The organism is Streptomyces sp. NPDC033178 (assembly GCF_055577685.1).
Genome location: NZ_JBVIPT010000017.1, coordinates 175,500 through 196,009 on the forward strand (window position 1 = coordinate 175,500; position 20,510 = coordinate 196,009).

General features: G+C 70.7%; 21 protein-coding genes. 12 read left to right on the forward strand and 9 right to left on the reverse strand.

The features are described 5' to 3' along the window. The first annotated feature begins 34 nt into the window (after window positions 1-34). From nhaA to ACZ5VQ_RS35645, 4 genes are all read left to right on the forward strand, one after another. Window positions 35-1,441, forward strand: a complete 1,407-nt coding sequence (nhaA, locus tag ACZ5VQ_RS35630; protein WP_469108626.1) for a Na+/H+ antiporter NhaA — start codon at window positions 35-37, stop codon at window positions 1,439-1,441. A 137-nt stretch (window positions 1,442-1,578) separates the two neighbouring features. Beyond that, entirely contained in the window at window positions 1,579-2,067 is a 489-nt protein-coding gene (locus ACZ5VQ_RS35635; RefSeq protein ID WP_469108547.1) for a phage holin family protein, read from the forward strand. Next, a complete protein-coding gene (locus ACZ5VQ_RS35640) occupies window positions 2,064-3,014 on the forward strand; it encodes an alpha/beta fold hydrolase (RefSeq protein WP_469108548.1) in 951 nt (316 codons plus the stop codon). Before ACZ5VQ_RS35635 ends, ACZ5VQ_RS35640 begins: the two co-directional genes overlap by 4 nt. A 165-nt stretch (window positions 3,015-3,179) precedes the next feature. Continuing rightward, window positions 3,180-3,359 (forward strand): hypothetical protein, encoded by a 180-nt coding sequence (locus ACZ5VQ_RS35645; protein WP_079053496.1) that lies wholly within the window; start codon window positions 3,180-3,182, stop codon window positions 3,357-3,359. A 73-nt stretch (window positions 3,360-3,432) separates the two neighbouring features. Here the strand turns inward: ACZ5VQ_RS35645 and ACZ5VQ_RS35650 are convergent, their stop codons facing one another. From ACZ5VQ_RS35650 to nth, 3 genes are all read right to left on the reverse strand, one after another. Beyond that, a complete protein-coding gene (locus ACZ5VQ_RS35650) occupies window positions 3,433-4,632 on the reverse strand; it encodes a MarP family serine protease (RefSeq protein WP_469108549.1) in 1,200 nt (399 codons plus the stop codon). Window positions 4,633-4,751: 119 nt separating this feature from the next. Next, window positions 4,752-5,456: an NUDIX hydrolase gene (locus ACZ5VQ_RS35655; protein ID WP_469108550.1), complete on the reverse strand. Its 705-nt coding sequence runs from the start codon at window positions 5,454-5,456 to the stop codon at window positions 4,752-4,754. 52 nt (window positions 5,457-5,508) lie between these two features. After that, window positions 5,509-6,564, reverse strand: coding sequence for an endonuclease III (gene nth, locus ACZ5VQ_RS35660; RefSeq protein ID WP_469108551.1), 1,056 nt, complete (start codon window positions 6,562-6,564; stop codon window positions 5,509-5,511). A gap of 40 nt (window positions 6,565-6,604) precedes the next feature. On the opposite strand from nth, the gene ACZ5VQ_RS35665 reads away from it, so the two are divergent. The 4 genes from ACZ5VQ_RS35665 to ACZ5VQ_RS35680 all read left to right on the forward strand — a co-directional run bounded on the left by ACZ5VQ_RS35665 (window position 6,605) and on the right by ACZ5VQ_RS35680 (window position 10,036). Next, window positions 6,605-7,168 (forward strand): hypothetical protein, encoded by a 564-nt coding sequence (locus tag ACZ5VQ_RS35665; protein WP_469108552.1) that lies wholly within the window; start codon window positions 6,605-6,607, stop codon window positions 7,166-7,168. A 192-nt stretch (window positions 7,169-7,360) separates the two neighbouring features. After that, window positions 7,361-8,035, forward strand: coding sequence for a Crp/Fnr family transcriptional regulator (locus ACZ5VQ_RS35670; protein ID WP_016642758.1), 675 nt, complete (start codon window positions 7,361-7,363; stop codon window positions 8,033-8,035). Between the two features lie 729 nt (window positions 8,036-8,764). After that, the gene (locus tag ACZ5VQ_RS35675; RefSeq protein ID WP_469108553.1) at window positions 8,765-9,193 is read left to right on the forward strand and encodes a hypothetical protein; all 429 of its coding nucleotides are present in this window, start codon (window positions 8,765-8,767) and stop codon (window positions 9,191-9,193) included. Between the two features lie 36 nt (window positions 9,194-9,229). After that, window positions 9,230-10,036: a nucleotidyltransferase gene (locus tag ACZ5VQ_RS35680; protein WP_469108554.1), complete on the forward strand. Its 807-nt coding sequence runs from the start codon at window positions 9,230-9,232 to the stop codon at window positions 10,034-10,036. Window positions 10,037-10,084: 48 nt separating this feature from the next. On the opposite strand, the gene ACZ5VQ_RS35685 is transcribed toward ACZ5VQ_RS35680, so the two are convergent. The 4 genes from ACZ5VQ_RS35685 to ACZ5VQ_RS35700 form a co-directional block, all read right to left on the reverse strand. Then, complete coding sequence (locus tag ACZ5VQ_RS35685) at window positions 10,085-10,924, reverse strand: MBL fold metallo-hydrolase (RefSeq protein ID WP_469108555.1); 840 nt, start codon at window positions 10,922-10,924, stop codon at window positions 10,085-10,087. After that, window positions 10,921-11,790, reverse strand: a complete 870-nt coding sequence (locus tag ACZ5VQ_RS35690; RefSeq protein WP_469108556.1) for an NUDIX hydrolase — start codon at window positions 11,788-11,790, stop codon at window positions 10,921-10,923. The genes ACZ5VQ_RS35685 and ACZ5VQ_RS35690 overlap by 4 nt, the downstream gene beginning before the upstream one ends. 272 nt (window positions 11,791-12,062) lie before the next feature. Further along, window positions 12,063-12,530: a RidA family protein gene (locus ACZ5VQ_RS35695; RefSeq protein ID WP_143640281.1), complete on the reverse strand. Its 468-nt coding sequence runs from the start codon at window positions 12,528-12,530 to the stop codon at window positions 12,063-12,065. Next, entirely contained in the window at window positions 12,527-12,688 is a 162-nt protein-coding gene (locus tag ACZ5VQ_RS35700; RefSeq protein WP_107099910.1) for a DUF4177 domain-containing protein, read from the reverse strand. Before ACZ5VQ_RS35700 ends, ACZ5VQ_RS35695 begins: the two co-directional genes overlap by 4 nt. A gap of 142 nt (window positions 12,689-12,830) precedes the next feature. Between ACZ5VQ_RS35700 and bagA the strand changes: the two genes are divergently transcribed. Next, the gene (gene bagA, locus ACZ5VQ_RS35705) at window positions 12,831-13,808 is read left to right on the forward strand and encodes an ATPase BagA (RefSeq protein ID WP_189843232.1); all 978 of its coding nucleotides are present in this window, start codon (window positions 12,831-12,833) and stop codon (window positions 13,806-13,808) included. Continuing rightward, on the forward strand, window positions 13,805-15,283 hold the full coding sequence (bagB, locus tag ACZ5VQ_RS35710; protein WP_469108557.1) for an ATPase BagB: 1,479 nt from the start codon (window positions 13,805-13,807) through the stop codon (window positions 15,281-15,283). The genes bagA and bagB overlap by 4 nt, the downstream gene beginning before the upstream one ends. Window positions 15,284-15,413: 130 nt before the next feature. Here bagB and wblA read toward each other — a convergent pair whose 3' ends face one another. Beyond that, window positions 15,414-15,752 carry a transcriptional regulator WblA gene (gene wblA / locus ACZ5VQ_RS35715; RefSeq protein WP_055515737.1) on the reverse strand — a complete coding sequence of 113 codons (339 nt, stop codon included), beginning with the start codon at window positions 15,750-15,752 and terminating at the stop codon, window positions 15,414-15,416. Window positions 15,753-16,160: 408 nt separating this feature from the next. Here wblA and ACZ5VQ_RS35720 point away from each other — a divergent pair, with 408 nt between their 5' ends. Continuing rightward, on the forward strand, window positions 16,161-18,455 hold the full coding sequence (locus tag ACZ5VQ_RS35720) for a transglycosylase domain-containing protein (RefSeq protein WP_469108558.1): 2,295 nt from the start codon (window positions 16,161-16,163) through the stop codon (window positions 18,453-18,455). A 191-nt stretch (window positions 18,456-18,646) separates the two neighbouring features. Here the strand turns inward: ACZ5VQ_RS35720 and ACZ5VQ_RS35725 are convergent, their stop codons facing one another. Then, window positions 18,647-19,111: a GatB/YqeY domain-containing protein gene (locus ACZ5VQ_RS35725; protein WP_200397394.1), complete on the reverse strand. Its 465-nt coding sequence runs from the start codon at window positions 19,109-19,111 to the stop codon at window positions 18,647-18,649. A 153-nt stretch (window positions 19,112-19,264) separates the two neighbouring features. Between ACZ5VQ_RS35725 and ACZ5VQ_RS35730 the strand changes: the two genes are divergently transcribed. Beyond that, entirely contained in the window at window positions 19,265-20,197 is a 933-nt protein-coding gene (locus ACZ5VQ_RS35730) for a metallophosphoesterase (RefSeq protein ID WP_469108559.1), read from the forward strand. Window positions 20,198-20,510: the final 313 nt, after the last annotated feature.

Sequence of the window (20,510 nt, forward strand, 5' to 3'; positions counted from 1 at the left end):
GCTCAGTGATGCCTACCGACCGGAGGTCGTTCTCGTGCCCGCGCCCGCTCCCAGCAAGAACCACAAGGTCCTCGGACGGCTTTCCCTGCCCGAGCGGACCTTCGTCGCGGACGCACTGCGCACCGAGACGGTCGGCGGCGTCCTCCTGCTCGCCGCCGCGATCGCCGCGCTGATCTGGGCGAACACCCCGATCCGGGAGAGCTACGAGTCGGTCAGGGACTTCCACGTAGGACCCGCCTCGCTCGGCCTGGACCTCTCCATCGAGCACTGGGCCGCCGACGGCCTCCTCGCCGTCTTCTTCTTCGTCGCGGGCATCGAGCTCAAGCGCGAGCTGGTCGCCGGTGATCTCAGGGACCCGCGGGCCGCCGCGCTCCCGGTCGTCGCCGCGCTGTGCGGCATGGCCGTGCCCGCGCTCGTCTACACCCTGGTCAACGTCACCGGTGGCGGCTCGCTCGACGGCTGGGCCGTACCGACCGCGACCGACATCGCCTTCGCGCTCGCCGTCCTCGCCGTCATCGGTACGTCGCTGCCGAGCGCACTGCGCGCCTTCTTGCTGACACTCGCCGTCGTCGACGACCTCTTCGCGATCCTGATCATCGCGGTGTTCTTCACCGAGAACCTGAACTTCGCGGCGCTCGGCGGCGCCGTCGTCGGCCTCGCCGTCTTCTGGCTGCTGCTGCGCAGGGGCGTACGCGGCTGGTACGTGTACGTGCCGCTCGCCCTGGTGATCTGGGGGCTGATGTACAACAGCGGCGTCCACGCCACGGTCGCCGGTGTCGCGATGGGTCTGATGCTGCGCTGCACCACCCGCAAGGACGAAGGCGAGCGGCGTTCTCCGGGCGAGCGCATCGAGCATCTCGTACGTCCCCTGTCGGCGGGCCTCGCCGTACCACTGTTCGCGCTGTTCAGCGCCGGGGTCGCGGTGTCGGGCGGCGCGCTCGGCGATGTGTTCACACAGCCGGAGACCCTCGGTGTCGTACTCGGTCTGGTCGTCGGCAAGACGGTCGGCATCTTCGGCGGCACCTGGCTGACGGCCCGCTTCACCAGGGCCTCGCTCTCCGACGACCTGGCCTGGCCGGACGTGTTCGCGGTGTCCTCGCTCGCCGGCATCGGCTTCACCGTCTCGCTGCTCATCGGGGAACTCGCCTTCGGGGGCGACAAGGCGCTCACCGACGAGGTCAAGGCCGCCGTCCTGCTGGGCTCCCTGATCGCGGCCGTCCTGTCGGGCGTCCTGCTGAAGATACGCAACGCCAAGTACCGCAGGCTGTGGGAGGACGAGGAGCGCGACGAGGACCTCGACGGCATCCCCGACATCTACGAGCAGGACAACCCCGCCTACCACCTGCGGATGGCCGAGATCCACGAGCGCAAGGCCGCCGAGCACCGAAGGCTTGCCGAAGTGACGGGCGGGGCAAGCGAGGAGAACGACGGTCCGGCATGATCTGACACGCACGGTCCGTTACGCACGTTCCGATACGCCCGGTCCGGCACGTACGGTCCACACGTACCCAAAACGTGCACAGCTCCACGACGACAGACGACGCAAGACAACGGCGACAAGACAACAGGGAGAACGCGATGAGCGCACCCGACGGCAGCCCGGTCGGCGCCGAACGCAGCATCGGCCAGCTGTTCGCCTCGGCGACGACCGAGATGTCCGCGCTGGTGCACGACGAGATCGCACTGGCGAAGGCGCAGCTCAAGCGGGACGTCAAGCGCGGAGCGGTCGGCGGCGGCGCGTTCGCGGCCGCCGGTGCGGTACTGATCTTCTCCCTGCCCATGCTGAGCTTCGCCCTGGCGTACGGCATCCGCACCTGGAGCGCCTGGAATCTGGCGGTCTGCTTCCTGCTGTCGTTCGCCGCGAACGTGGTGGTCGCGGGCGTCCTCGCGCTGATCGGCGTGATCTTCGCGAAGAAGGCCAAGAAGGGCCAAGGCCCGCAGAAGACGGCCGCCTCGGTCAAGGAATCGGCGGCCGTACTGCAGAACGTGAAGCCGCACCCCCGTGAGGTGACCGCGGCCGACCCGGTCGGTGACACCGTCAAGGCTGTGGCACGCTCGTCCTCATGACGGATCCCGCCTCATCCTCGGCGCAACCCACCTCGGTCGTACGGCTCGACGTGCCCGGCGGGAAAAAGGTGACCCACCGGGACGTCGCGGCCAACGGCGCGCGCTTCCACATCGCCGAGATGGGCGACGGGCCACTGGTCCTGCTGCTGCACGGCTTCCCGCAGTTCTGGTGGACCTGGCGGCATCAGCTGGTGGCTCTCTCCGACGCGGGCTTCCGCGCGGTCGCGATGGATCTCCGGGGCATCGGCGGCAGCGACCGCACCCCGCGCGGCTACGACCCCGCGAACCTCGCCCTCGACATCACCGGCGTCGTACGGTCCCTCGGCGAGCCCGACGCCGCGCTGGTCGGCCACGACCTCGGCGGCTATCTGGCGTGGACCGCGGCCGTGATGCGCCCCAAGCTGGTCCGCCGGCTCGTGGTCTCCTCGATGCCGCACCCCCGGCGCTGGCGCTCCGCGATGCTCTCGGACATGAAGCAGACCGCGGCCGGCTCGTACATCTGGGGCTTCCAGCGGCCCTGGATCCCCGAGCGCCAACTGCTCGCCGACGAGGGGGCCCTGGTCGGCGAGCTCATCCGGGACTGGTCCGGGCCGCGGCTGCCGGACGACGAGGCCGTGGAGGCGTACCGGCGGGCGATGCTGATCCCGTCGACGGCGCACTGCTCGCTGGAGCCGTACCGGTGGATGGTCCGCTCGATGGCCCGTCCCGACGGTATTCAGTTCAACCGCCGTATGAAGCGGCCGGTGCGGGTGCCGACGCTGCATCTGCACGGCTCGCTCGATCCGGTGATGCGCACGCGGAGCGCCGCGGGGTCCGGGGAGTACGTCGAAGCGCCGTACCGCTGGCGCCTGTTCGACGGGCTCGGGCACTTTCCCCACGAGGAGGATCCCGTGGCTTTCTCGACCGAATTGGTGAACTGGCTGAAGGACCCCGAGCCGGACCGCTGAGGGCATCGCGCCGCAGGTCGGGGGCCGTTCGGCGAGGCACTGGCACCACGCGCCACACCCGTCTCGGGAACGCCTGTTCTACGAACGGCCAATTGCCCGACGCATAGGCCGATTGGGGGGCGTGGGGGCGGTTATCGACCTTGGGGCAGGGGCAGACGTCGGGGTATGGGCTGGACGCACGACTACAGTGACGCAGCACGAAACCGCCGCTCGGCCAGTGGCCTGAGCTCCCACCAGAGGGGAGCCCCGCAGCTGCAGGGCACGGATCCTCGGCTGGGAATCCCGCACATTCTGAAGCGCCGTGCCCGCTGGGTCTCGGCGCGCCTGCGTCACCCGCGCGACTGACGACGCGCGCGGCCGGGCCCCTCGGACCCTCGCCCGCGCGCTCCCGTCGGCCGGGCCCCTCCGCGCACCCGGACTACAGCGCGCAGCTGTCGCTGCCCACCTGCTGGTTGGCGGTACGACCCTTGGTGATGTCCTCCTGGACCTCGTCCACGGTCAGCGCGTACCCCGTGTCGGGGTCGTCGAGGGACTTCGCGAACACCACGCCGTACACCTCGCCGGTCGCGGTGAGCAGCGGGCCGCCGGAGTTGCCCTGGCGCACGGTCGCGAACACGGAGTAGACCTTCCGCTGCACGGTGCCCCGGTGGTAGATGTCCGGGCCGTTGGCCGTGATGGGTCCGCGCACCCGCGCCGGGTTGACCGTGTACGAGCCGTTCTCCGGGAAGCCCGCGACGATCGCGTCGTCCCCCCTGGTCGCTTCCTTGGTGGTGAACTTCAGGGCGGGCGCGTTCAGATCGGGCACGTCGAGTACGGCGATGTCGCGCTCCCAGTCGTAGAGCACGACCTTCGCGGCGTACCGCTTGCCCTCGCCGCCTATCTGGACGTACGGCTCGTTCACGCCGCCCACCACATGGGCGTTGGTCATCACGCGGCGCGGGCCGAAGACGAAGCCGGTGCCTTCGAGGACCTTGCCGCAGCTCTGGGCGGTGCCGGTGACCTTGACGATGGAGCGCTGGGCGCGTGCGGCGACCGGGCTGCTCGCGAGGGCGGGGTCGGGGGGATCCACCTCGTTGATGGGCTCGTTCGAGAACGGGCTGAAGACCTGCGGGAAGCCGTTCTGCGCGAGGACCGAGGAGAAGTCCGCGAACCATGTGTCGGCCTGGTTGGGCAGCGCCCGGTCCACGCCGAGCATCACCTTGGAGTTGCGGACCTCCTTGCCGAGCGTCGGCAGTGTCGTACCGGCCAGGGCCGAGCCGATCAGCCAGGCGACGAGGAGCATCGCCACGACGTTGACGAGGGCGCCGCCCGTGGCGTCCAGGGCGCGGGCCGGGGACCAGGTGATGTACCGGCGCAGTTTGTTGCCGAGATGGGTGGTGAGGGCCTGGCCGACCGAGGCGCAGACGATCACGACGACCACCGCGACGACGGCGGCGGTCGTGCCGACCTCCGCGTCGTCCGTCACCGCGCCCCAGATGACCGGCAGGAGGTAGACCGCGACGAGACCGCCGCCCAGGAATCCGATCACCGACAGGATGCCTACGACGAACCCCTGGCGATAGCCCACGATCGCGAACCACACGGCGGCGACCAGCAACAGGATGTCCAGCACGTTCACTGCTTCAAGCCTCGCCTCATCACTTTGCGGTGGCCGTGCCTCGGCCGGGGGTCCGGGGACACCCGGCGCAGCCGCTCATGTCGCGGCCCCCGGAAAGACACAGCACGGGTGCCACCCTGTCATGCGCGCCAGTCGAGCGGCACCTGCTTGTCGCGGTCCCAAGGTCGTTCCCAGCCCGCGTAGTGCAGGAGGCGGTCGATGATTCCGGCCGTGAAGCCCCAGACCAGGGCGGATTCGACCAGGAATGCCGGACCTGCGTGGCCGCGCGGGTGCACGGCCGTCGCGCGGTTGCCGGGGTCCGTGAGATCCGCCACGGGGACCGTGAAGACACGGGCCGTCTCCGCCGGATCGACCACGCCGACCGGTGTCGGCTCGCGCCACCAGCCCAGCACCGGGGTGACCACGAAGCCGCTCACCGGGATGTAGAGCTTCGGGAGCACGCCGAAGAGCTGGACACCACTGGGGTCGAGCCCGGTCTCCTCCTCGGCCTCGCGGAGAGCGGCCCGCAACGGCCCGTCGGCCTTCGGGTCGCCGTCCTCGGGGTCGAGGGCGCCGCCGGGGAAGGACGGCTGCCCGGCATGCGACCTGAGCGAACTCGCCCGCTCCATGAGCAGCAGCTCGGGGCCGAGCTCCCCCTCACCGAACAGGATCAGCACGGCCGACTGGCGCCCGCCGCCGTCCTCCGGCGGCAGGAAGCGGCTCAGCTGGAGCGGCTCCACCGTCTCCACGGCCCGCACCACCGGGTCCAGCCAGCCCGGCAGGCCGTCCTTCGTCAGGACCAGATCGCCGTCCTGAATGTCGTGCGTGCGACTCGCGCGCGTCATCGCCACCCCCGTTCTGCTGCTCTCAACGCCCGCGGGTCCACAGATCGTTCCGTCATCCGGCCTCCCGCGCGGGTGAACCGGGCGCGGGGGCTTCAGAGGCGGGTGCGCCGGGGGCGGAGGCACCGGACGCGGGCGCGCCGGGCACGGAGGCGCTGGGGATGGTCGCTCCCAGTGGGGGTGCGGGGAGGCCGCCCGCGTCGAGGTACGACTGCGGAGGGTTGAGGCGCTGGCCCGGGAAACCGCCCTTCTCGTACTTCAGGAGCTTCTGGGCCTTCTCCGGGTCCGTCTCGCCCTCTCCGTACGCCGGGCAGAGCGGGGCGATCGGGCAGGCACCGCAGGCGGGCTTGCGGGCGTGGCAGATACGGCGGCCGTGGAAGATCACGTGGTGCGAGAGCATCGTCCACTCGCTCTTCGGGAAGAGCCCGCCGATGGCCGCCTCGATCTTGTCGGGCTCCGTCCGGTCGGTCCACTGCCAGCGTCGTACGAGCCGCTGGAAGTGGGTGTCCACGGTGATCCCGGGGCGGCCGAAGGCGTTGCCGAGGACGACGAAGGCGGTCTTGCGGCCCACGCCGGGCAGTTTGACGAGGTCTTCGAGGCGGCCGGGGACCTCGCCCCCGAAGTCGTCCCGCAGAGCCCTGGAGAGCCCTATCACCGACTTGGTCTTGGCCCGGAAGAACCCGGTCGGCCGGAGGATCTCCTCGACCTCCTCCGGGTTCGCCCCGGCCAGGTCCTCGGGCGTGGGGTACTTCCCGAAGAGGGCCGGCGTCGTCTGGTTCACCCTCAGGTCGGTCGTCTGCGCCGACAGAACCGTGGCGACCACCAGCTGGAAGGGGTTCTCGAAGTCCAGCTCCGGGTGTGCGTACGGGTACACCTCGGCGAGCTCACGGTTGATACGGCGCGCCCGCCGGACGAGGGCCGTGTGCGACTCGTTCCGGGGAGGCTTGGTGGGGGCGACTTTGGTGGGGGTGGCTTTGGCCGGGGCTGCTTTGGCTGCTTTGGCGGGCGTGGCTTTTGCGGGGGTCACTGCGACGGGTGCGGCTTTCTTCGCGGGTGCGGGTTTCTGGGCGGGGGTGGGCTCTTCGGCAGGCGTGGACTTCCTGGCGGTCACCTTCGCAGGCGAGCGCTCCGCCGCGGACAGGCTCCCCGCCGTGGACGGGTTCTTCGCCACGGGCGCCCTCGACGCCGAGGCCTTCTTGGCCGGCGCCGTGGACGGTGCGCTCTTCGCGGCAAGCACCTTCGCAGGCGAGCGCTCCGCCGCGGGCGCGCTCTTCACCGCGGGTGCCCTCGACGTCGAAGCCTTCTTGGCCGGTGTCGTGGACGGTGCGGTCTTCTTGGCGAGCGCCTTCGCCGGCGCAGTCTTCTTGGCAAGCGCCCTCGCCGGTGCGCTCTTCTTGGCGGCCCCCTTCGAGGCGGCCGCCTTCTTGCTAGCGGCGGCAGCCTTCCTGCTCGGGGCGGCAGCCTTCCTGGCGGACGCGGCTCTCCTGACGGCGGCGGCCTTCTTCGCGGTCGCGGCCATCTCCGAGGCCGCAACCCCCGCGGCCTTCCCGGCGGCTCCGGCCGACCTCTTGGCCGGCCCGCCCCCTGCCGCATTTGTCGTTTTCTTCGCTCCGTCGGGGTCCTGTTCGCCCACAGCGGAATCGCGACGTGCAACCACCCGTCCAGCCCCCTTGGCCTGTGCTCTCACCGGCGATTTGGACACCCGGCCAGCCTAAAGCCCACCAGTGACATCCGCCCCGGCCCTCGGAGATCGGCCCCCAATTGGCCCCCTGCCGCACTGCGGGACACACCTGTACGGCAGACTTGTGACTGATCACACTGTTTGGACCGTCCGGCAAGATGGGGAACACGGTCCCCGGCACACGGGGGAGCAAGATCCCCTGAGCAGGTCGACAAGGAGAGAACTCGTGGACGACGTTCTGCGGCGCGCCCCGCTCTTCGCGGCGCTCGATGACGAGCAGGCCGCGGAGCTCCGCGCCTCCATGAGTGAGGTGACCCTCGCGCGCGGAGACGCGCTCTTTCACGAGGGCGACCCCGGAGACCGCCTGTACGTGGTCACCGAGGGCAAGGTGAAGCTCCACCGCACATCCCCCGACGGCCGGGAGAACATGCTGGCCGTCCTCGGCCCCGGCGAACTCATCGGCGAGCTGTCGCTGTTCGACCCGGGCCCTCGCACGGCGACCGCCTCCGCGCTGACCGAGGTCAAGCTGCTCGGCCTCGGCCACGGCGACCTCCAGCCCTGGCTGAACGCGCGGCCCGAGGTGGCCGCCGCTCTGCTGCGCGCCGTCGCCCGGCGTCTGCGCAAGACCAACGACCAGATGTCCGACCTGGTCTTCTCCGACGTGCCGGGCCGCGTGGCCCGCGCGCTCCTGGACCTCTCGCGCCGCTTCGGCGTGCAGTCCGAGGAGGGCATCCACGTCGTGCACGACCTGACCCAGGAGGAGCTGGCCCAGCTGGTCGGCGCCTCCCGCGAGACGGTCAACAAGGCGCTCGCCGACTTCGCGGGCCGCGGCTGGCTCCGTCTGGAGGCCCGCGCGGTCATCCTGCTGGACGTGGAGCGCCTCGCGAAGCGCTCGCGCTAGCCAGTACGTCACGTCTTCCGAAGAAGGGCCCTGCCACACGGTGGGGCCCTTCTTGTTGTCGCAGGCCGGCCCAGAGGGTGGGGATGTACGAGGACGCGGGGCCGTCCGAAGACATGGGGACGTACGAGGACAGAGCACCGGAGTCGGTCTGGAGCAGGGCGAAGGCCTTGGTGGCGCCGGGGGCCCGCGTCGGCGCCGAGGCTGTGGAAGTACCCGCGGGAGAAGGGAGGCCCCGGCGCACCGCTGAGCACCTGGGCGGTCGACGGAACCCTCGCCATGGCCCGCTCCGACCGGGTGGAGGCGTACGGCCTGACGACCGGTGCCCCCTGTGGACGTGGCAGCCGCCCGTCGGCGAGGTGCTGGCCCACGCCTCGCCGGACGCACCGGACGGCGTGGGCGTCGTACTGCACCACGCCGACGGGGACGGCGGCGCGGGGCACGTCCGCCTCACGGGGCTCGACGTCGGCTCGGGCGAGGCCCTCTGGTCGCGCGAGCAGCGCGCCGACGCCCTCGGATCCGTCGGCGGGCACGCGCGCGTGGTGGCCCTCGGCGGCGGCCGCGTCGCGACCGCCCGTCCCCGTCACGGGGACGGGCCACCCGTGCTCCGGGCGATCGACGCGCGCCGGCGCCCTCCCGTGGGAGCGGCCGGTCCCGAGCGGTGGGGGCACGTCTCCGTCGTGCGGGCCCGCCCTGTCGTCGTGGCGCGAGGGTGCTCCCAGGCGGCTCCTCGTGGTGGGCGGGGAAACGGAGCGGGAGATCGAACTGCCCCGCTGGGCCAGGCAGTTCGGAGATGACGTGGCCGTGGTCGGCGACACGCTCGTGGTCGAATGCCTCGGCACGCCGACCCCCGACGGCGAGGAGGCCACTGGAAGCACGCTCAACGCGTTCTCCGTCACCACGGGTGTCCTCCGCTGGACCTGGAGCAGCACGTACGGGGCCACCCTCTCCCCGCTGGCCCACCGGGGTCACCTCATGGTCCTGAACGGCCACGGGGACCGTGCGACCGTGCTTGATCCCGCGGACGGCCGGGTCGTGGCCGAGCGCGCCCTGCCCGGCCACAGCCACCGGGCCCGCCCGGCCACGGCCGGGGACTGCCTCGCCATGGTCTGCACGGCGGAGGGCCCCCTCCACCGGCTGCGCGTGTTCCGCTGGAAATGACATGAACCCGCGGCCCGGTCCATGCAGAGTGTTCCCATGCCGAACAAGGGGCTCGACGCCCGGGGATACATCGAACGCGAGGGATCTCTGGGGCTGATCCCACGCGCGCTCCGGCCCGTCGTGGCCACGGCCCGCGACCGAGTGCTGGACGTCTTCGGGGCGCGGCTGCACAGCGCGTACCTGTACGGGTCGATTCCGCGCGGCACCGCGCGCGTGGGCCGTTCCGACCTCGATCTGCTGCTCGCCCTGCGCGAGGAGCCCACGGACGCGGACCGTACGGACGCCCGCTCGCTCGACGAGGCGCTCGACAAGGAGTTCCCGCAGATCGACGGGTCGGGGACGCTGCTGGTCGGCCGGGCACAGGTGCTGAGCGACCTGGAGAGGCACGATCTCGGCTGGTTCGTCGCCTGCCTCTGTACGCCGCTGCTGGGCGAGGATCTCGCCGAGGACCTGCCGCGCTACCGGCCCGACGCGCTCCTCGCCCGGGAGACGAACGGCGACCTCGCGCTGTTCCTTGCGCGGTGGCGTGAGCGGATCGCCGAGGCGGACGACTCGGAGGAGGCCCTGCGGCCCCTCGTGCGCTTCATGTCACGTCATCTCGTCCGCACCGGCTTCACCCTCGTCATGCCCCGCTGGAACGGCTGGACGAGCGATCTGGCGGAGATGGCCGAGGCGTTCGGCGCGTACTACCCGGAGCGGGCCGCACAACTGCGGGAGGCGGCCGTCCTCGGGTACGAGCCGAGGGGCGACGCCGCCGTCCTGCGGTCGTACGTCGACGATCTCGGGCTGTGGCTCGCCGAGGAGTACGCGCGCGTGCACGGCATCAAGAAACCGCGCCCCTAGGGAGGGCGTTTTCGAACCGTGCCTCCTAGGAGGCACGGTTCCGGCTTCTCAGGCCTCCCCGATGAGCCCGTGCTCCTGGAGATAGTCCAGCTGCGCCAGCACGGACAGCTCCGCCGCCGGCCACAGGGAGCGGTCGACGTCGGCGTAGACGTGGGCGACGACCTGGGACGGGGTCGTGTAGCCGTCCTCGACCGCCGTCTCGACCTGGGCGAGGCGGTGGGCGCGGTGGGCGAGATAGAACTCGACAGCGCCCTGGGCGTCCTCCAGGACGGGCCCGTGGCCCGGCAGGACCATGTGCACACCGTCGTCGACCGTCAGGGACCTCAGGCGCCGCAGGGAGTCCAGGTAGTCGCCCAGGCGCCCGTCGGGGTGCGCGACGACCGTGGTGCCCCGGCCCAGGATCGTGTCGCCGGTCAGGACGGCCCGGTCGGCGGGCAGATGGAAGCAGAGCGAGTCGGCGGTGTGGCCGGGGGTGGACACGACGCGCAGCTCCAGGCCGCCCGTGGTGACGACGTTCCCGGCCGCCAGGCCCTCGTCACCGAGCCGCAGCGCCGGGTCGAGCGCCCGCACCTTCGTACCGGTCAGTTCCGCGAACCGTGCAGCGCCCTCCGCGTGGTCCGGGTGCCCGTGCGTCAGCAGCGTCAGCGCGACCCGCTTGCCGGCCTTCTCGGCGGTGTCGACGACGTTCCGCAGGTGTACGTCGTCCAGGGGCCCCGGGTCGATCACCACCGCCAGCTCGGAGTCCGGCTCGGCCACGATCCAGGTGTTCGTGCCGTCCAGGGTCATCGCGGAGGCGTTGGGCGCGAGCACGTTGACGGCACGCGCGGTGGCGGGGCCGGAGAGCACCCCGCCCCGTGGCTGGCCGGGAAGGGCGGCGGCGTCGGTCATGCGGAGGCTCCACCGGTCGGGATGTGCTTGGTGAACTCGTCGTGGCCGGGCCAGCTGAGTACCAGCTCGCCGCCTTCCAGGCGGGCCTGGGCCAGGACGGGCGTCATGTCGCGCTCCGGCGCCGCGGCGAGGGCCTCGGCGGCGGTGACGTACGCGCCGAGCTGGCGCAGGGTCGCGATGGTGGGCGGCATCATCAGGAGGTCGCCCTTGTCGTAGCCGTCCCTCGCGTCCGCGGGGCGGATCCAGACGGTGCGGTCGGCCTCCGTGGAGGCGTTGCGGGTGCGCTGGCCCTCCGGCAGCGCGGCCACGAAGAACCAGGTGTCGTAGCGGCGGGGCTCGAACTCCGGGGTGATCCAGCGGGTCCAGGCGCCGAGGAGGTCGGAGCGCAGGACGAGCCCGCGGCGCTCCAGGAACTCCGCGAAGGACAGGTCACGGGCGACCAGGGCGGCGCGGTCCGCCTCCCACTCCTCGCCCGTGGTGTCGCCGACCACGGTGTCCTCGGTGAGGCCCGCGAGCAGGACGCCCGCCTCCTCGTACGTCTCGCGCACCGCCGCGCAGACGATCGCCTGGGCGGTGGTCTCGTCGACGCCGAGCCGGGACGCCCACCACGCGCGCGTGGGGCCCGCCCAGCGGATCTGCCGGTCGTCGTCCCTGGGGTCCACACCGCCGCCGGGATACGCGTACGCGCCTCCGGCGAAGGCCATGGAGGCGCGTCTGCGCAGCATGTGCACGACGGGGGTGGAGTCGGTGTCCTTGAGCAGCATGACGGTGGCCGCCCGCCTGGGGGCGACCGGTGTGAGCGTGCCCTCCGCGAGCGCGCGGATTCTCTCGGGCCACTCGGGGGGATACCACTGCCCATTCGCCATGGGCGGAGGCTATCCCGGAGTGGGCTGATGTTCGAGAGGCAACGATCGCCTCCCCAGGAGGCCCTCCCCACGCCATACCGGCAGGCCCGGGCCCAGAAAGCGCCGTCCGTGCCACGGCGGGACGGCGTGCGGCCCCGGCGGAAGCCCTACCCACGGCGGAACGCCTGCCCCGGATGCGGAACAGGCGCAACAGACCGATGCCCGGAGCCACGACGGACGGGCTCACACCGTGGCCGGCCGAAGGCCACACGCACGCCCCGGCGGCGATCCGCCTACGCGTGTGTCAGCTCGACCAGGACCTCGACCTCGACGGGCGCGTCCAGCGGCAGCACCGCCACGCCGACCGCGCTGCGCGCGTGCACACCCTTCTCGCCGAGGACCTCGCCGAGCAGTTCGCTCGCACCGTTCAGCACCGCGGGCTGGCCCGTGAAGTCGGAGGCCGAGGCGACGAAGCCGACGACCTTCACCACGCGCGCGATGCGGTCGAGGTCACCCACGACCGACTTGACCGCCGCGAGGGCGTTCAGCGCGCAGGTGCGGGCCAGCTCCTTGGCCTCCTCCGGCGTGACCTCCGCGCCCACCTTGCCGGTGACCGGAAGCTTGCCGTCCACCATCGGGAGCTGGCCGGCCGTGTACACGTACACACCCGACTGCACCGCGGGCTGGTACGCGGCCAGCGGCGGAACGACGTCCGGCAGGGTCAGTCCGAGTTCGGCAAGCTTCGCCTCGACGGCGCTCATGCGGCCTTCTCGCGCTTCAGATAGGCGACGAGCTGCTCGGGGTTGTTCGGCCCGGGCACGACCTGGACGAGCTCCCAGCCGTCCTCGCCCCAGGTGTCCAGAATCTGCTTCGTGGCGTGGACGAGCAGCGGCACGGTTGAGTATTCCCACTTGGTCATGAGGGCGACTGTATCCGCTGCCGCACACGCCCTTCAGCGGGCCTCGTCGGGGGCTTCGTCGGTGGCCTCGCCCGGCACCTCGCGCACAGCTTGTCCACAGCCTCCTGCGTACTTCCGCGGCCGACTGGTTAGGCTCGAAGACGTGAGCAGGCTCCAGGTCGTCAGCGGCAAGGGCGGTACCGGCAAGACCACGGTCGCCGCAGCACTCGCGCTCGCCCTAGCGACCGAGGGCAAACGTGCCCTTCTGGTCGAGGTCGAGGGCAGGCAGGGCATCGCGCAGCTATTCGAAGCGCAGGCACTGCCCTACGAGGAGCGGAAGATCGCCGTCGCTCCAGGTGGCGGGGAGGTGTTCGCCCTGGCCATCGACCCCGAACTGGCCCTTCTGGACTACCTCCAGATGTTCTACAAGCTCGGCAGCGCGGGACGCGCGCTGAAGAAACTCGGCGCCATCGACTTCGCGACCACCGTCGCGCCGGGCCTCAGGGACGTACTCCTGACGGGCAAGGCCTGCGAGGCCGTGCGCCGCAAGGACAAGCGCGGGCGCTTCGCGTACGACTACGTGGTGATGGACGCGCCGCCGACCGGCCGGATCACCCGCTTCCTGAACGTGAACGACGAGGTGGCCGGGCTCGCCAAGATCGGCCCGATACACAATCAGGCGCAGGCCGTCATGCGGGTGCTCAAGTCGCCCGAGACGGCCGTGCACATGGTGACGCTCCTGGAGGAGATGCCCGTCCAGGAGACCGCGGACGGCATCGCCGAGCTGCGCGCCGCGCGGCTGCCGGTGGGGCGGATCATCGTGAACATGGTCCGGCCCTCGATCCTCGACGAGACCGATCTGGCGCTCACCCGCGAGGCACCGCGCACGGCCATCGCCAAGTCGCTGTCCGCCGCCGGACTCGGTGGCGCGCGCCGCGGCGGGGTCGCCGAGCGGCTGGTGGAGCCGCTGCTGACCCAGGCCGACGAGTACGCCGAGCGGCACGCGTTGGAGCGCGACCAGCGGGCCGTGCTCCAGGGCCTGGACCTCCCCCTGCACGAACTCCCGCTGCTCGCCGAGGGAATGGACCTCGGGGGCCTGTACGAACTCGCCAAGGAACTGCGTCAGCAAGGGATCTCATGAGCCAGGACCCGGCCCGCGCACACGACGACCCCGCCCGCGCCATGGACGCCGCCCCCGTCCTGGACGTCGATCCACTGATCGACGACCCGAAGACCCGTATCGTGGTCTGCTGCGGCTCGGGCGGCGTCGGCAAGACCACCACGGCGGCGGCCCTCGGGCTGCGCGCGGCCGAGCGCGGCCGCAAGGTGGTCGTCCTCACCATCGACCCGGCGCGCAGGCTCGCCCAGTCGATGGGCATCGACGCGCTGGACAACACCCCTCGCCGAGTGAAGGGCGTCGACGACTCCGCGGACGGCGAACTGCACGCGATGATGCTCGACATGAAGCGCACCTTCGACGAGATCGTCGAGGCGCACGCGGACCGCGAGCGGGCGGCCGCGATCCTCAGCAACCCCTTCTACCAGTCACTTTCGGCGGGCTTCGCGGGCACGCAGGAGTACATGGCGATGGAGAAGCTGGGCCAGTTGCGGGCCCGCGAGGAGTGGGACCTCATCGTCGTCGACACCCCGCCCTCGCGCTCGGCGCTCGACTTCCTGGACGCCCCGAAGCGGCTCGGGTCGTTCCTGGACGGCAAGTTGATCCGGCTGCTGACGGCTCCGGCGAAGCTGGGCGGCCGGGCCGGGATGAAGTTCCTGAACGTCGGGATGTCGATGATGACCGGCACCCTCGGCAAGCTGCTGGGCGGCCAGCTCCTCAAGGACGTCCAGACGTTCGTGGCCGCCATGGACACCACCTTCGGTGGTTTCCGTACCCGCGCGGACGCCACGTACAAGCTGCTCCAGGCGCCCGGGACGGCGTTCCTGGTCGTCGCGGCCCCGGAGCGGGACGCGCTGCGCGAGGCGGCGTACTTCGTGGAGCGGCTGGCCGCCGAGGACATGCCGCTCGCGGGGCTCGTGCTGAACCGCGTACACGGCAGCGGCGCGGCCCAGCTGTCGGCGGAGCGGGCACTGGCCGCCGCGGAGACCCTCGGCCTCGCCGCTGATCCGGCCGAGGCGGGTACCGATCCCGCCGAGCCGGGTACGGGTCCGGCCGAACCCGGTGCCGATCCGGCCGCCGAGGAAAATCTTGACGAGGCCCGCATTGTGGATCAGTCGGGCGGGAAAGCTGGACTTCGTAACTCTCCCGAAACGTACGGCAGTTCAGAATCACCCGCTACCCAGACCACCGTCCCCGAGGCTCCCGCGCCCGACGCAGGCTCCCCCGCCGCGGACCGGACCACCGCCGAAGGAGCCGGGACGGACGACCCGGACAACCGCACCGTCGAACAACTCACGGCAGGCCTGTTGAGGCTGCACGCCGAGCGCATGCAGCTGCTCTCCCGCGAGCAGCGCACACGTGACCGCTTCGCCGCACGCCACCCCGAAGTGGCGGTGGCCGAAGTGGCCGCGCTGCCCGGCGATGTGCACGACCTCGCAGGGCTGCGGAACATCGGGGAGCGGCTCGCGGCCGGTACCTCGCCGGCCGGAGCTGCGTAGCCTCTCGGGGCCACGGTGGCCCCAGTTGCGTGCGGACGCCGTGTACGACGCCGTGCGGGGTCGCGTGTACGTCACGTGGCCCCTGACGCATACGGGGCCGATGGGACCCCGGTTGCGTGCGGAGAGGCGGTCAGCCCACCGCCGCGTAGTTCTCGTACACCTCTTCCTCGTCGAGAGGCAGAATGCCTGCCCCTCGCTCGTACTCGGTACGCGCGGTTTCGAGCAGCCTGCGCCAAGAGGTGACGGTGGGCCGCCTGCGCAGCAGTGCGCGGCGCTCCCGCTCCGTCATTCCTCCCCACACGCCGAACTCGACGCGGTTGTCCAGCGCGTCGGCCAGGCACTCCGTGCGTACCGGACACCCGGTGCACACCGCCTTGGCCCTGTTCTGCGCTGCTCCTTGAACGAACAGTTCATCCGGATCGGTAGTGCGGCAGGCCGCCTGCGCACTCCAGTCGGTTACCCAGCCCATACCGGCGCCGTCCTCTCCCGAATCGAGGCTCCCCCACGGCGGCAGCGGCATATTCACCGCCGCCAGTTGAGGACGTTACGGAAGGTGGGCACAGTCAACCAGCCCCTTCGGGCCCAATCTTGAATGGCCCGAATGGACTATGGGTACGCGACAGATCACCCAACGGAGTGACCCGGCGACATGCGTGACCTTCCCGGCAAACCGGGGCAGTTGAGTTGCGTCACATCGGACACCAACTGACACATGAGGCGGATTCGGGCACGTGCTCAACAAAAAAGTTGAGTTCCGACCGAAACGATTCGGGGTCGCCGGACGTATTGATACGTAGCCCTACTGCTGTGACAGTTGAGAGCAGCTTAGGCCAAGGCCTATACGTGTGTCCGGCGAATGAGAACGTAGGCTGCCCTCATGCCAAAGAAGCGCTCGGGCGGGGGTCTGTCGCCAACGCAGCAGGCCGCCAAGTTCCTCGGTGTCAGTGTGCTCGCGGGAGCCGTCATGGCCGGAATCGCCGTTCCGGCGTTCGGCGCGCTCGGTCTCGCGGCCAAGGGTTCGGTCGAGGGGTTCGACGAGATCCCGACCAACCTGAAGCGGCCACCACTGAGCCAGCGCACGACAATCCTGGACAACAAGGGCGGCCAGATCGCCACGGTCTACTCACGTGACCGCACGGTGGTCGACCTCAAGGACATCTCGCCGTACATGCAGAAGGCGATCGTCGCGATCGAGGACTCGCGGTTCTACGAGCACGGCGCGGTCGACCTCAAGGGCGTCCTGCGCGCCCTCAACAAGAACGCGCAGAGCGGCGGCGTCTCGGAGGGCGCCTCCACGCTCACGCAGCAGTACGTGAAGAACGTCTTCGTGGAGGAGGCCGGCGACGACGCGACGCTGGTCGCCCAGGCCACCCAGCAGACCCTCGGCCGGAAGGTCCGCGAGCTGAAGTTCGCGATCCAGGTCGAGGAGGAGCTCGGCAAGAAGAAGATCCTCGAGAACTACCTGAACATCACGTTCTTCGGCCAGCAGGCGTACGGCGTCGAGGCCGCGGCCCAGCGTTACTTCTCCAAGTCCGCCAAGGACCTGAAGGTGGAGGAGGCCGCGCTGCTCGCCGGCATCGTCCAGTCGCCGAGCCGGTACGACCCGGTCAACGACGAGGAGGAGGCCGTCAAGCGGCGCAACACCGTGCTGCAGCGGATGGCCGACGTCCACGACATCTCCCGGGCGGAGGCCGCCAAGGCCAAGAAGAAGCCGCTCGGCCTCAAGGTCAGCAAGCCCAAGAACGGCTGCATCACGGCGGTCAAGGGCGCCGGCTTCTTCTGTGACTACGTCCGCGAGGTCTTCCTGAACGACCCGGTCTTCGGCAAGACCCAGAAGGCCCGGGCCAAGATCTGGAACCAGGGCGGTCTGACGATCAGGACGACGCTCGACCCGCAGTCGCAGGAGTCGGCGCAGGCCTCGATCAAGGACCACGTCTACAAGAACGACGACGTGGCCACGGCCGCCACCATCGTCGAGCCCGGCACCGGCAAGATCCTCGCGATGGGCCAGTCGCGTCCGTACGGCGTCGACATCAAGAAGAACGAGACGCAGATGAACCTGTCCGTGGACGCCAACATGGGCGGCGGCGCGGGCTACCAGCCGGGTTCGACGTTCAAGCCGATCGTGGCCGCGGCCGCCATCGAGGGCGGCAAGCCGGCGAACCAGGTGTACTCGTCGCCGTACGAGATGCCGTACCCGAGCCCGGTCTCCGCGTGCGACGGCAAGGTCTGGAAGAACGACCCGGCCAATCCCGCCAAGCTCACCAACGAGAACGAGACCGAGGTCGGCCCGTACGACATGAGGGACGCGACCGCGAAGTCGGTCAACACCTACTACGTGCAGCTGATCAGTGACATCGGCATCTGCCCGGTGACCGACATGGCGGCCAAGATGGGCGCCGAGCGCGCCGACGGCGACAAGATCGGCCAGAACCCGTCCATCGCGCTCGGCACGCAGGAGATGTCCCCGCTGACGATGGCGAGCGCGTACGCGACCTTCGCCACCCGGGGCACGTACTGCTCGCCGATCGCCATCGAGTCGATCCGGCAGACCGTCGGCGGCCAGAAGAAGTCCCTGCCGGTCCCGAAGTCGAAGTGCTCGCGCGCGATGTCGGAGAACACCGCCGACACGATCAACACGCTCCTCAAGGGCGTGGTCGAGGACGGTACGGGTTCCGAAGCGGGCCTCGACAGCCGGGCGAGCGCGGGCAAGACCGGTACGACGGACGAGCGCTACGCGGCCTGGTTCGTGGGCTACACGCCGAACATGGCCGGCGCGGTCTGGGTCGGCGACCCGGCCCACAAGCGGCGGATGACCAACATCACCATCGGCGGCGTCCCGTACGACAAGGTCTTCGGTGGCAAGGTCCCCGGCCCGATCTGGCGCGACATGATGGCCGGCGCCCTGGAGGGCAAGGAAGCGCCCCAGTTCAACCTCGTCTCCATCCCGCCCGGCGACACCGGCAAGGAAGACGGCCGCGGCGACGAGGACGACGGTGACGAGGACGGCAACAACGGGGACAACGGCGGTAACGGCGGTAACGGTGACGGCAACAACGGCGGGAACGGCAACCCGCAGATCCCCACGCCGTCCTTCTCGATCCCCGAGGAGTGGACGATCAGCGGGAACGAGAACGGTGGGGGGAACGGGAACGGTGGGAACTTTCCGTAGGCCGGGGTTCGGCAGGCCGTAGGTTCGGCAGGCCCTGGGTTCGGCAGGCCGTAGGCCTTGGTCTGTAGTTGTACGCCGATGGGGGCGCCCCTAGTGACTAGGGGCGCCCCCATCGGCGTATGGCGTGCGGCGTGCGGCGTGCGGCGTGCGGCGTGCGGCGATGATCGGGGCCGTCTCGGCGGCCCCGGGGCTCAGCCCGCGAGCAGCTTCTTGACCACCGCGGCGACGCGGCCGCCCTCGGCCAGGCCCGCCACCTTCGGGTTCACGATCTTCATGACCTGGCCCATGGCGCGCGGGCCCTCGGCACCGGCGGCCTTCGCCTCCTCGACCGCCTGCGTGACGATCTGCTGGAGTTCGTCGTCGGAGAGCTGCTTGGGCAGGTACTCGGCGAGGACCACGCCCTCCGCCTTCTCGCGCTCGGCCGACTCCGCGCGGCCGCCCTGCGCGAAGGCCTCGGCCGCCTCGCGGCGCTTCTTCGCCTCCTTGGCGATCACCTTCTGCACCTCGTCGTCGGAGAGCTCGCGCTTCGACGTACCCGCGACCTCCTCCTTCTGGATGGCGGCGAGGGTCAGCCGGAGCGTCGAGGAGCGGAGCTCGTCGCGCTCCTTGATGGCGGCGTTGAGGTCTGCCTGCAGCTTCGACTTGAGCGTGGTCATGGGGTGATTGTCGCAGGTGTGGTGCGACGGCTGCCCATGGATTTCGGGCGCCCCCTCCGATGCCCCTCCCACGCCCCTCCCATGCCCCTTCGATGGTCCTCCGATGGTCCTCCGATGGTCTTACGAGTGTGTGGGGTCTGACACGATGGGCTTATGCGCGCGCGATACGGAGTACCTCTGGGAATCGCGGCGGCTGGCGCCGCCGGTCTGCTCTACTCGGCGGGTTTCGAAGCCCGCTCCTTCCGTCTGCGGCGGGTGACGGTCCCGGTGCTGCCACCCGGGATGCGACCGCTGCGCGTGCTCCAGGTCTCCGACATCCACATGGTGAGCGGCCAGCGCAAGAAGCAGCGCTGGCTGCGGTCGCTGGCCGGGCTGCGTCCCGACTTCGTCATCAACACCGGGGACAACCTGTCCGACCCGGAGGGCGTGCCCGAGGTGATGGACGCCCTCGGTCCGCTGATGGAGTTCCCGGGCGCGTACGTGTTCGGCTCGAACGACTACTACGGGCCCAAACTCCGCAACCCCGCCCGCTACTTGTTCGAGAAGGCGCAGGGCAGGCACGGGCTGAACGGCAACGCGCCCGCGGTCGGCGTGATCCACAACCCGTGGGAGCCGCTGCGCGACGGCTTCGACGCGGCGGGCTGGCTGAACCTGACGAACGCCCGGGGTTCGCTGAAGATCGACGGCTTCGAGATCGAGCTGACCGGGCTCGACGACCCGCACATCAAGCGCGACCGCTACGCGCGCGTGGCGGGTGGCCCGTCCGACTCGGCCGACCTCTCGATGGGGATCGTGCACGCCCCGTACCTGCGCACGCTGGACGCCTTCACCGCGGACGGCTATCCCCTGATCCTGGCCGGCCACACCCACGGCGGCCAGCTGTGCATCCCCTTCTACGGCGCCCTCGTCACCAACTGCGACCTGGACACGGAACGGGTGAAGGGCCTGTCCACGCACACGGAGGCGGAGTCCGGGCGGACGGCGTACATGCACGTGTCGGCGGGCTGCGGGACGAACAGGTACACACCGGTACGGTTCGCGTGCCCGCCGGAGGCGACGTTGCTTACGTTGGTGGGGCGGGGTTGAGGGGACGGACGGGTTCTGAGGGCCGAAGCGGTTCTGAGGGCCGGAGGGGGTCTGAGGGCCGAAGGGGGTCCGGAAGTCGAGGGGGTTGCCGGGAGTCGAGGGGGTTGCCGGAGCTGAAGGGGCCGAGGCGGTTGATGGGGATCGGGTGGCGGGACAGTCCGGGCGCTGACGCGTAGGAGGCGGCGGGACGAGGGTGCCGCGCAAGGGTGCGTCATGGGGCTGCGTGGGGCACGTGAAGGTGATTCGGGCGGCGGGGACACGTGAGGGCGCGTCGGGCACGTGAGGCGTGTGAGGCTGCACCGCCCGACCGGTT

What these genes read in the sequence shown, in the direction of transcription:
- ACZ5VQ_RS35635 (WP_469108547.1), top strand. Translation starts at nt 1,579, where the DNA reads ATGAGCGCACCCGACGGCAGCCCGGTCGGCGCCGAACGCAGCATCGGC.
- ACZ5VQ_RS35640 (WP_469108548.1), top strand. Translation starts at nt 2,064, where the DNA reads ATGACGGATCCCGCCTCATCCTCGGCGCAACCCACCTCGGTCGTACGG.
- ACZ5VQ_RS35645 (WP_079053496.1), top strand. Translation starts at nt 3,180, where the DNA reads ATGGGCTGGACGCACGACTACAGTGACGCAGCACGAAACCGCCGCTCG.
- ACZ5VQ_RS35655 (WP_469108550.1), bottom strand. Translation starts at nt 5,456, where the DNA reads ATGACGCGCGCGAGTCGCACGCACGACATTCAGGACGGCGATCTGGTC.
- ACZ5VQ_RS35680 (WP_469108554.1), top strand. Translation starts at nt 9,230, where the DNA reads ATGCCGAACAAGGGGCTCGACGCCCGGGGATACATCGAACGCGAGGGA.
- ACZ5VQ_RS35685 (WP_469108555.1), bottom strand. Translation starts at nt 10,924, where the DNA reads ATGACCGACGCCGCCGCCCTTCCCGGCCAGCCACGGGGCGGGGTGCTC.
- ACZ5VQ_RS35690 (WP_469108556.1), bottom strand. Translation starts at nt 11,790, where the DNA reads ATGGCGAATGGGCAGTGGTATCCCCCCGAGTGGCCCGAGAGAATCCGC.
- ACZ5VQ_RS35695 (WP_143640281.1), bottom strand. Translation starts at nt 12,530, where the DNA reads ATGAGCGCCGTCGAGGCGAAGCTTGCCGAACTCGGACTGACCCTGCCG.
- ACZ5VQ_RS35700 (WP_107099910.1), bottom strand. Translation starts at nt 12,688, where the DNA reads ATGACCAAGTGGGAATACTCAACCGTGCCGCTGCTCGTCCACGCCACG.
- bagB (WP_469108557.1), top strand. Translation starts at nt 13,805, where the DNA reads ATGAGCCAGGACCCGGCCCGCGCACACGACGACCCCGCCCGCGCCATG.
- wblA (WP_055515737.1), bottom strand. Translation starts at nt 15,752, where the DNA reads ATGGGCTGGGTAACCGACTGGAGTGCGCAGGCGGCCTGCCGCACTACC.
- ACZ5VQ_RS35720 (WP_469108558.1), top strand. Translation starts at nt 16,161, where the DNA reads ATGCCAAAGAAGCGCTCGGGCGGGGGTCTGTCGCCAACGCAGCAGGCC.
- ACZ5VQ_RS35725 (WP_200397394.1), bottom strand. Translation starts at nt 19,111, where the DNA reads ATGACCACGCTCAAGTCGAAGCTGCAGGCAGACCTCAACGCCGCCATC.
- ACZ5VQ_RS35730 (WP_469108559.1), top strand. Translation starts at nt 19,265, where the DNA reads ATGCGCGCGCGATACGGAGTACCTCTGGGAATCGCGGCGGCTGGCGCC.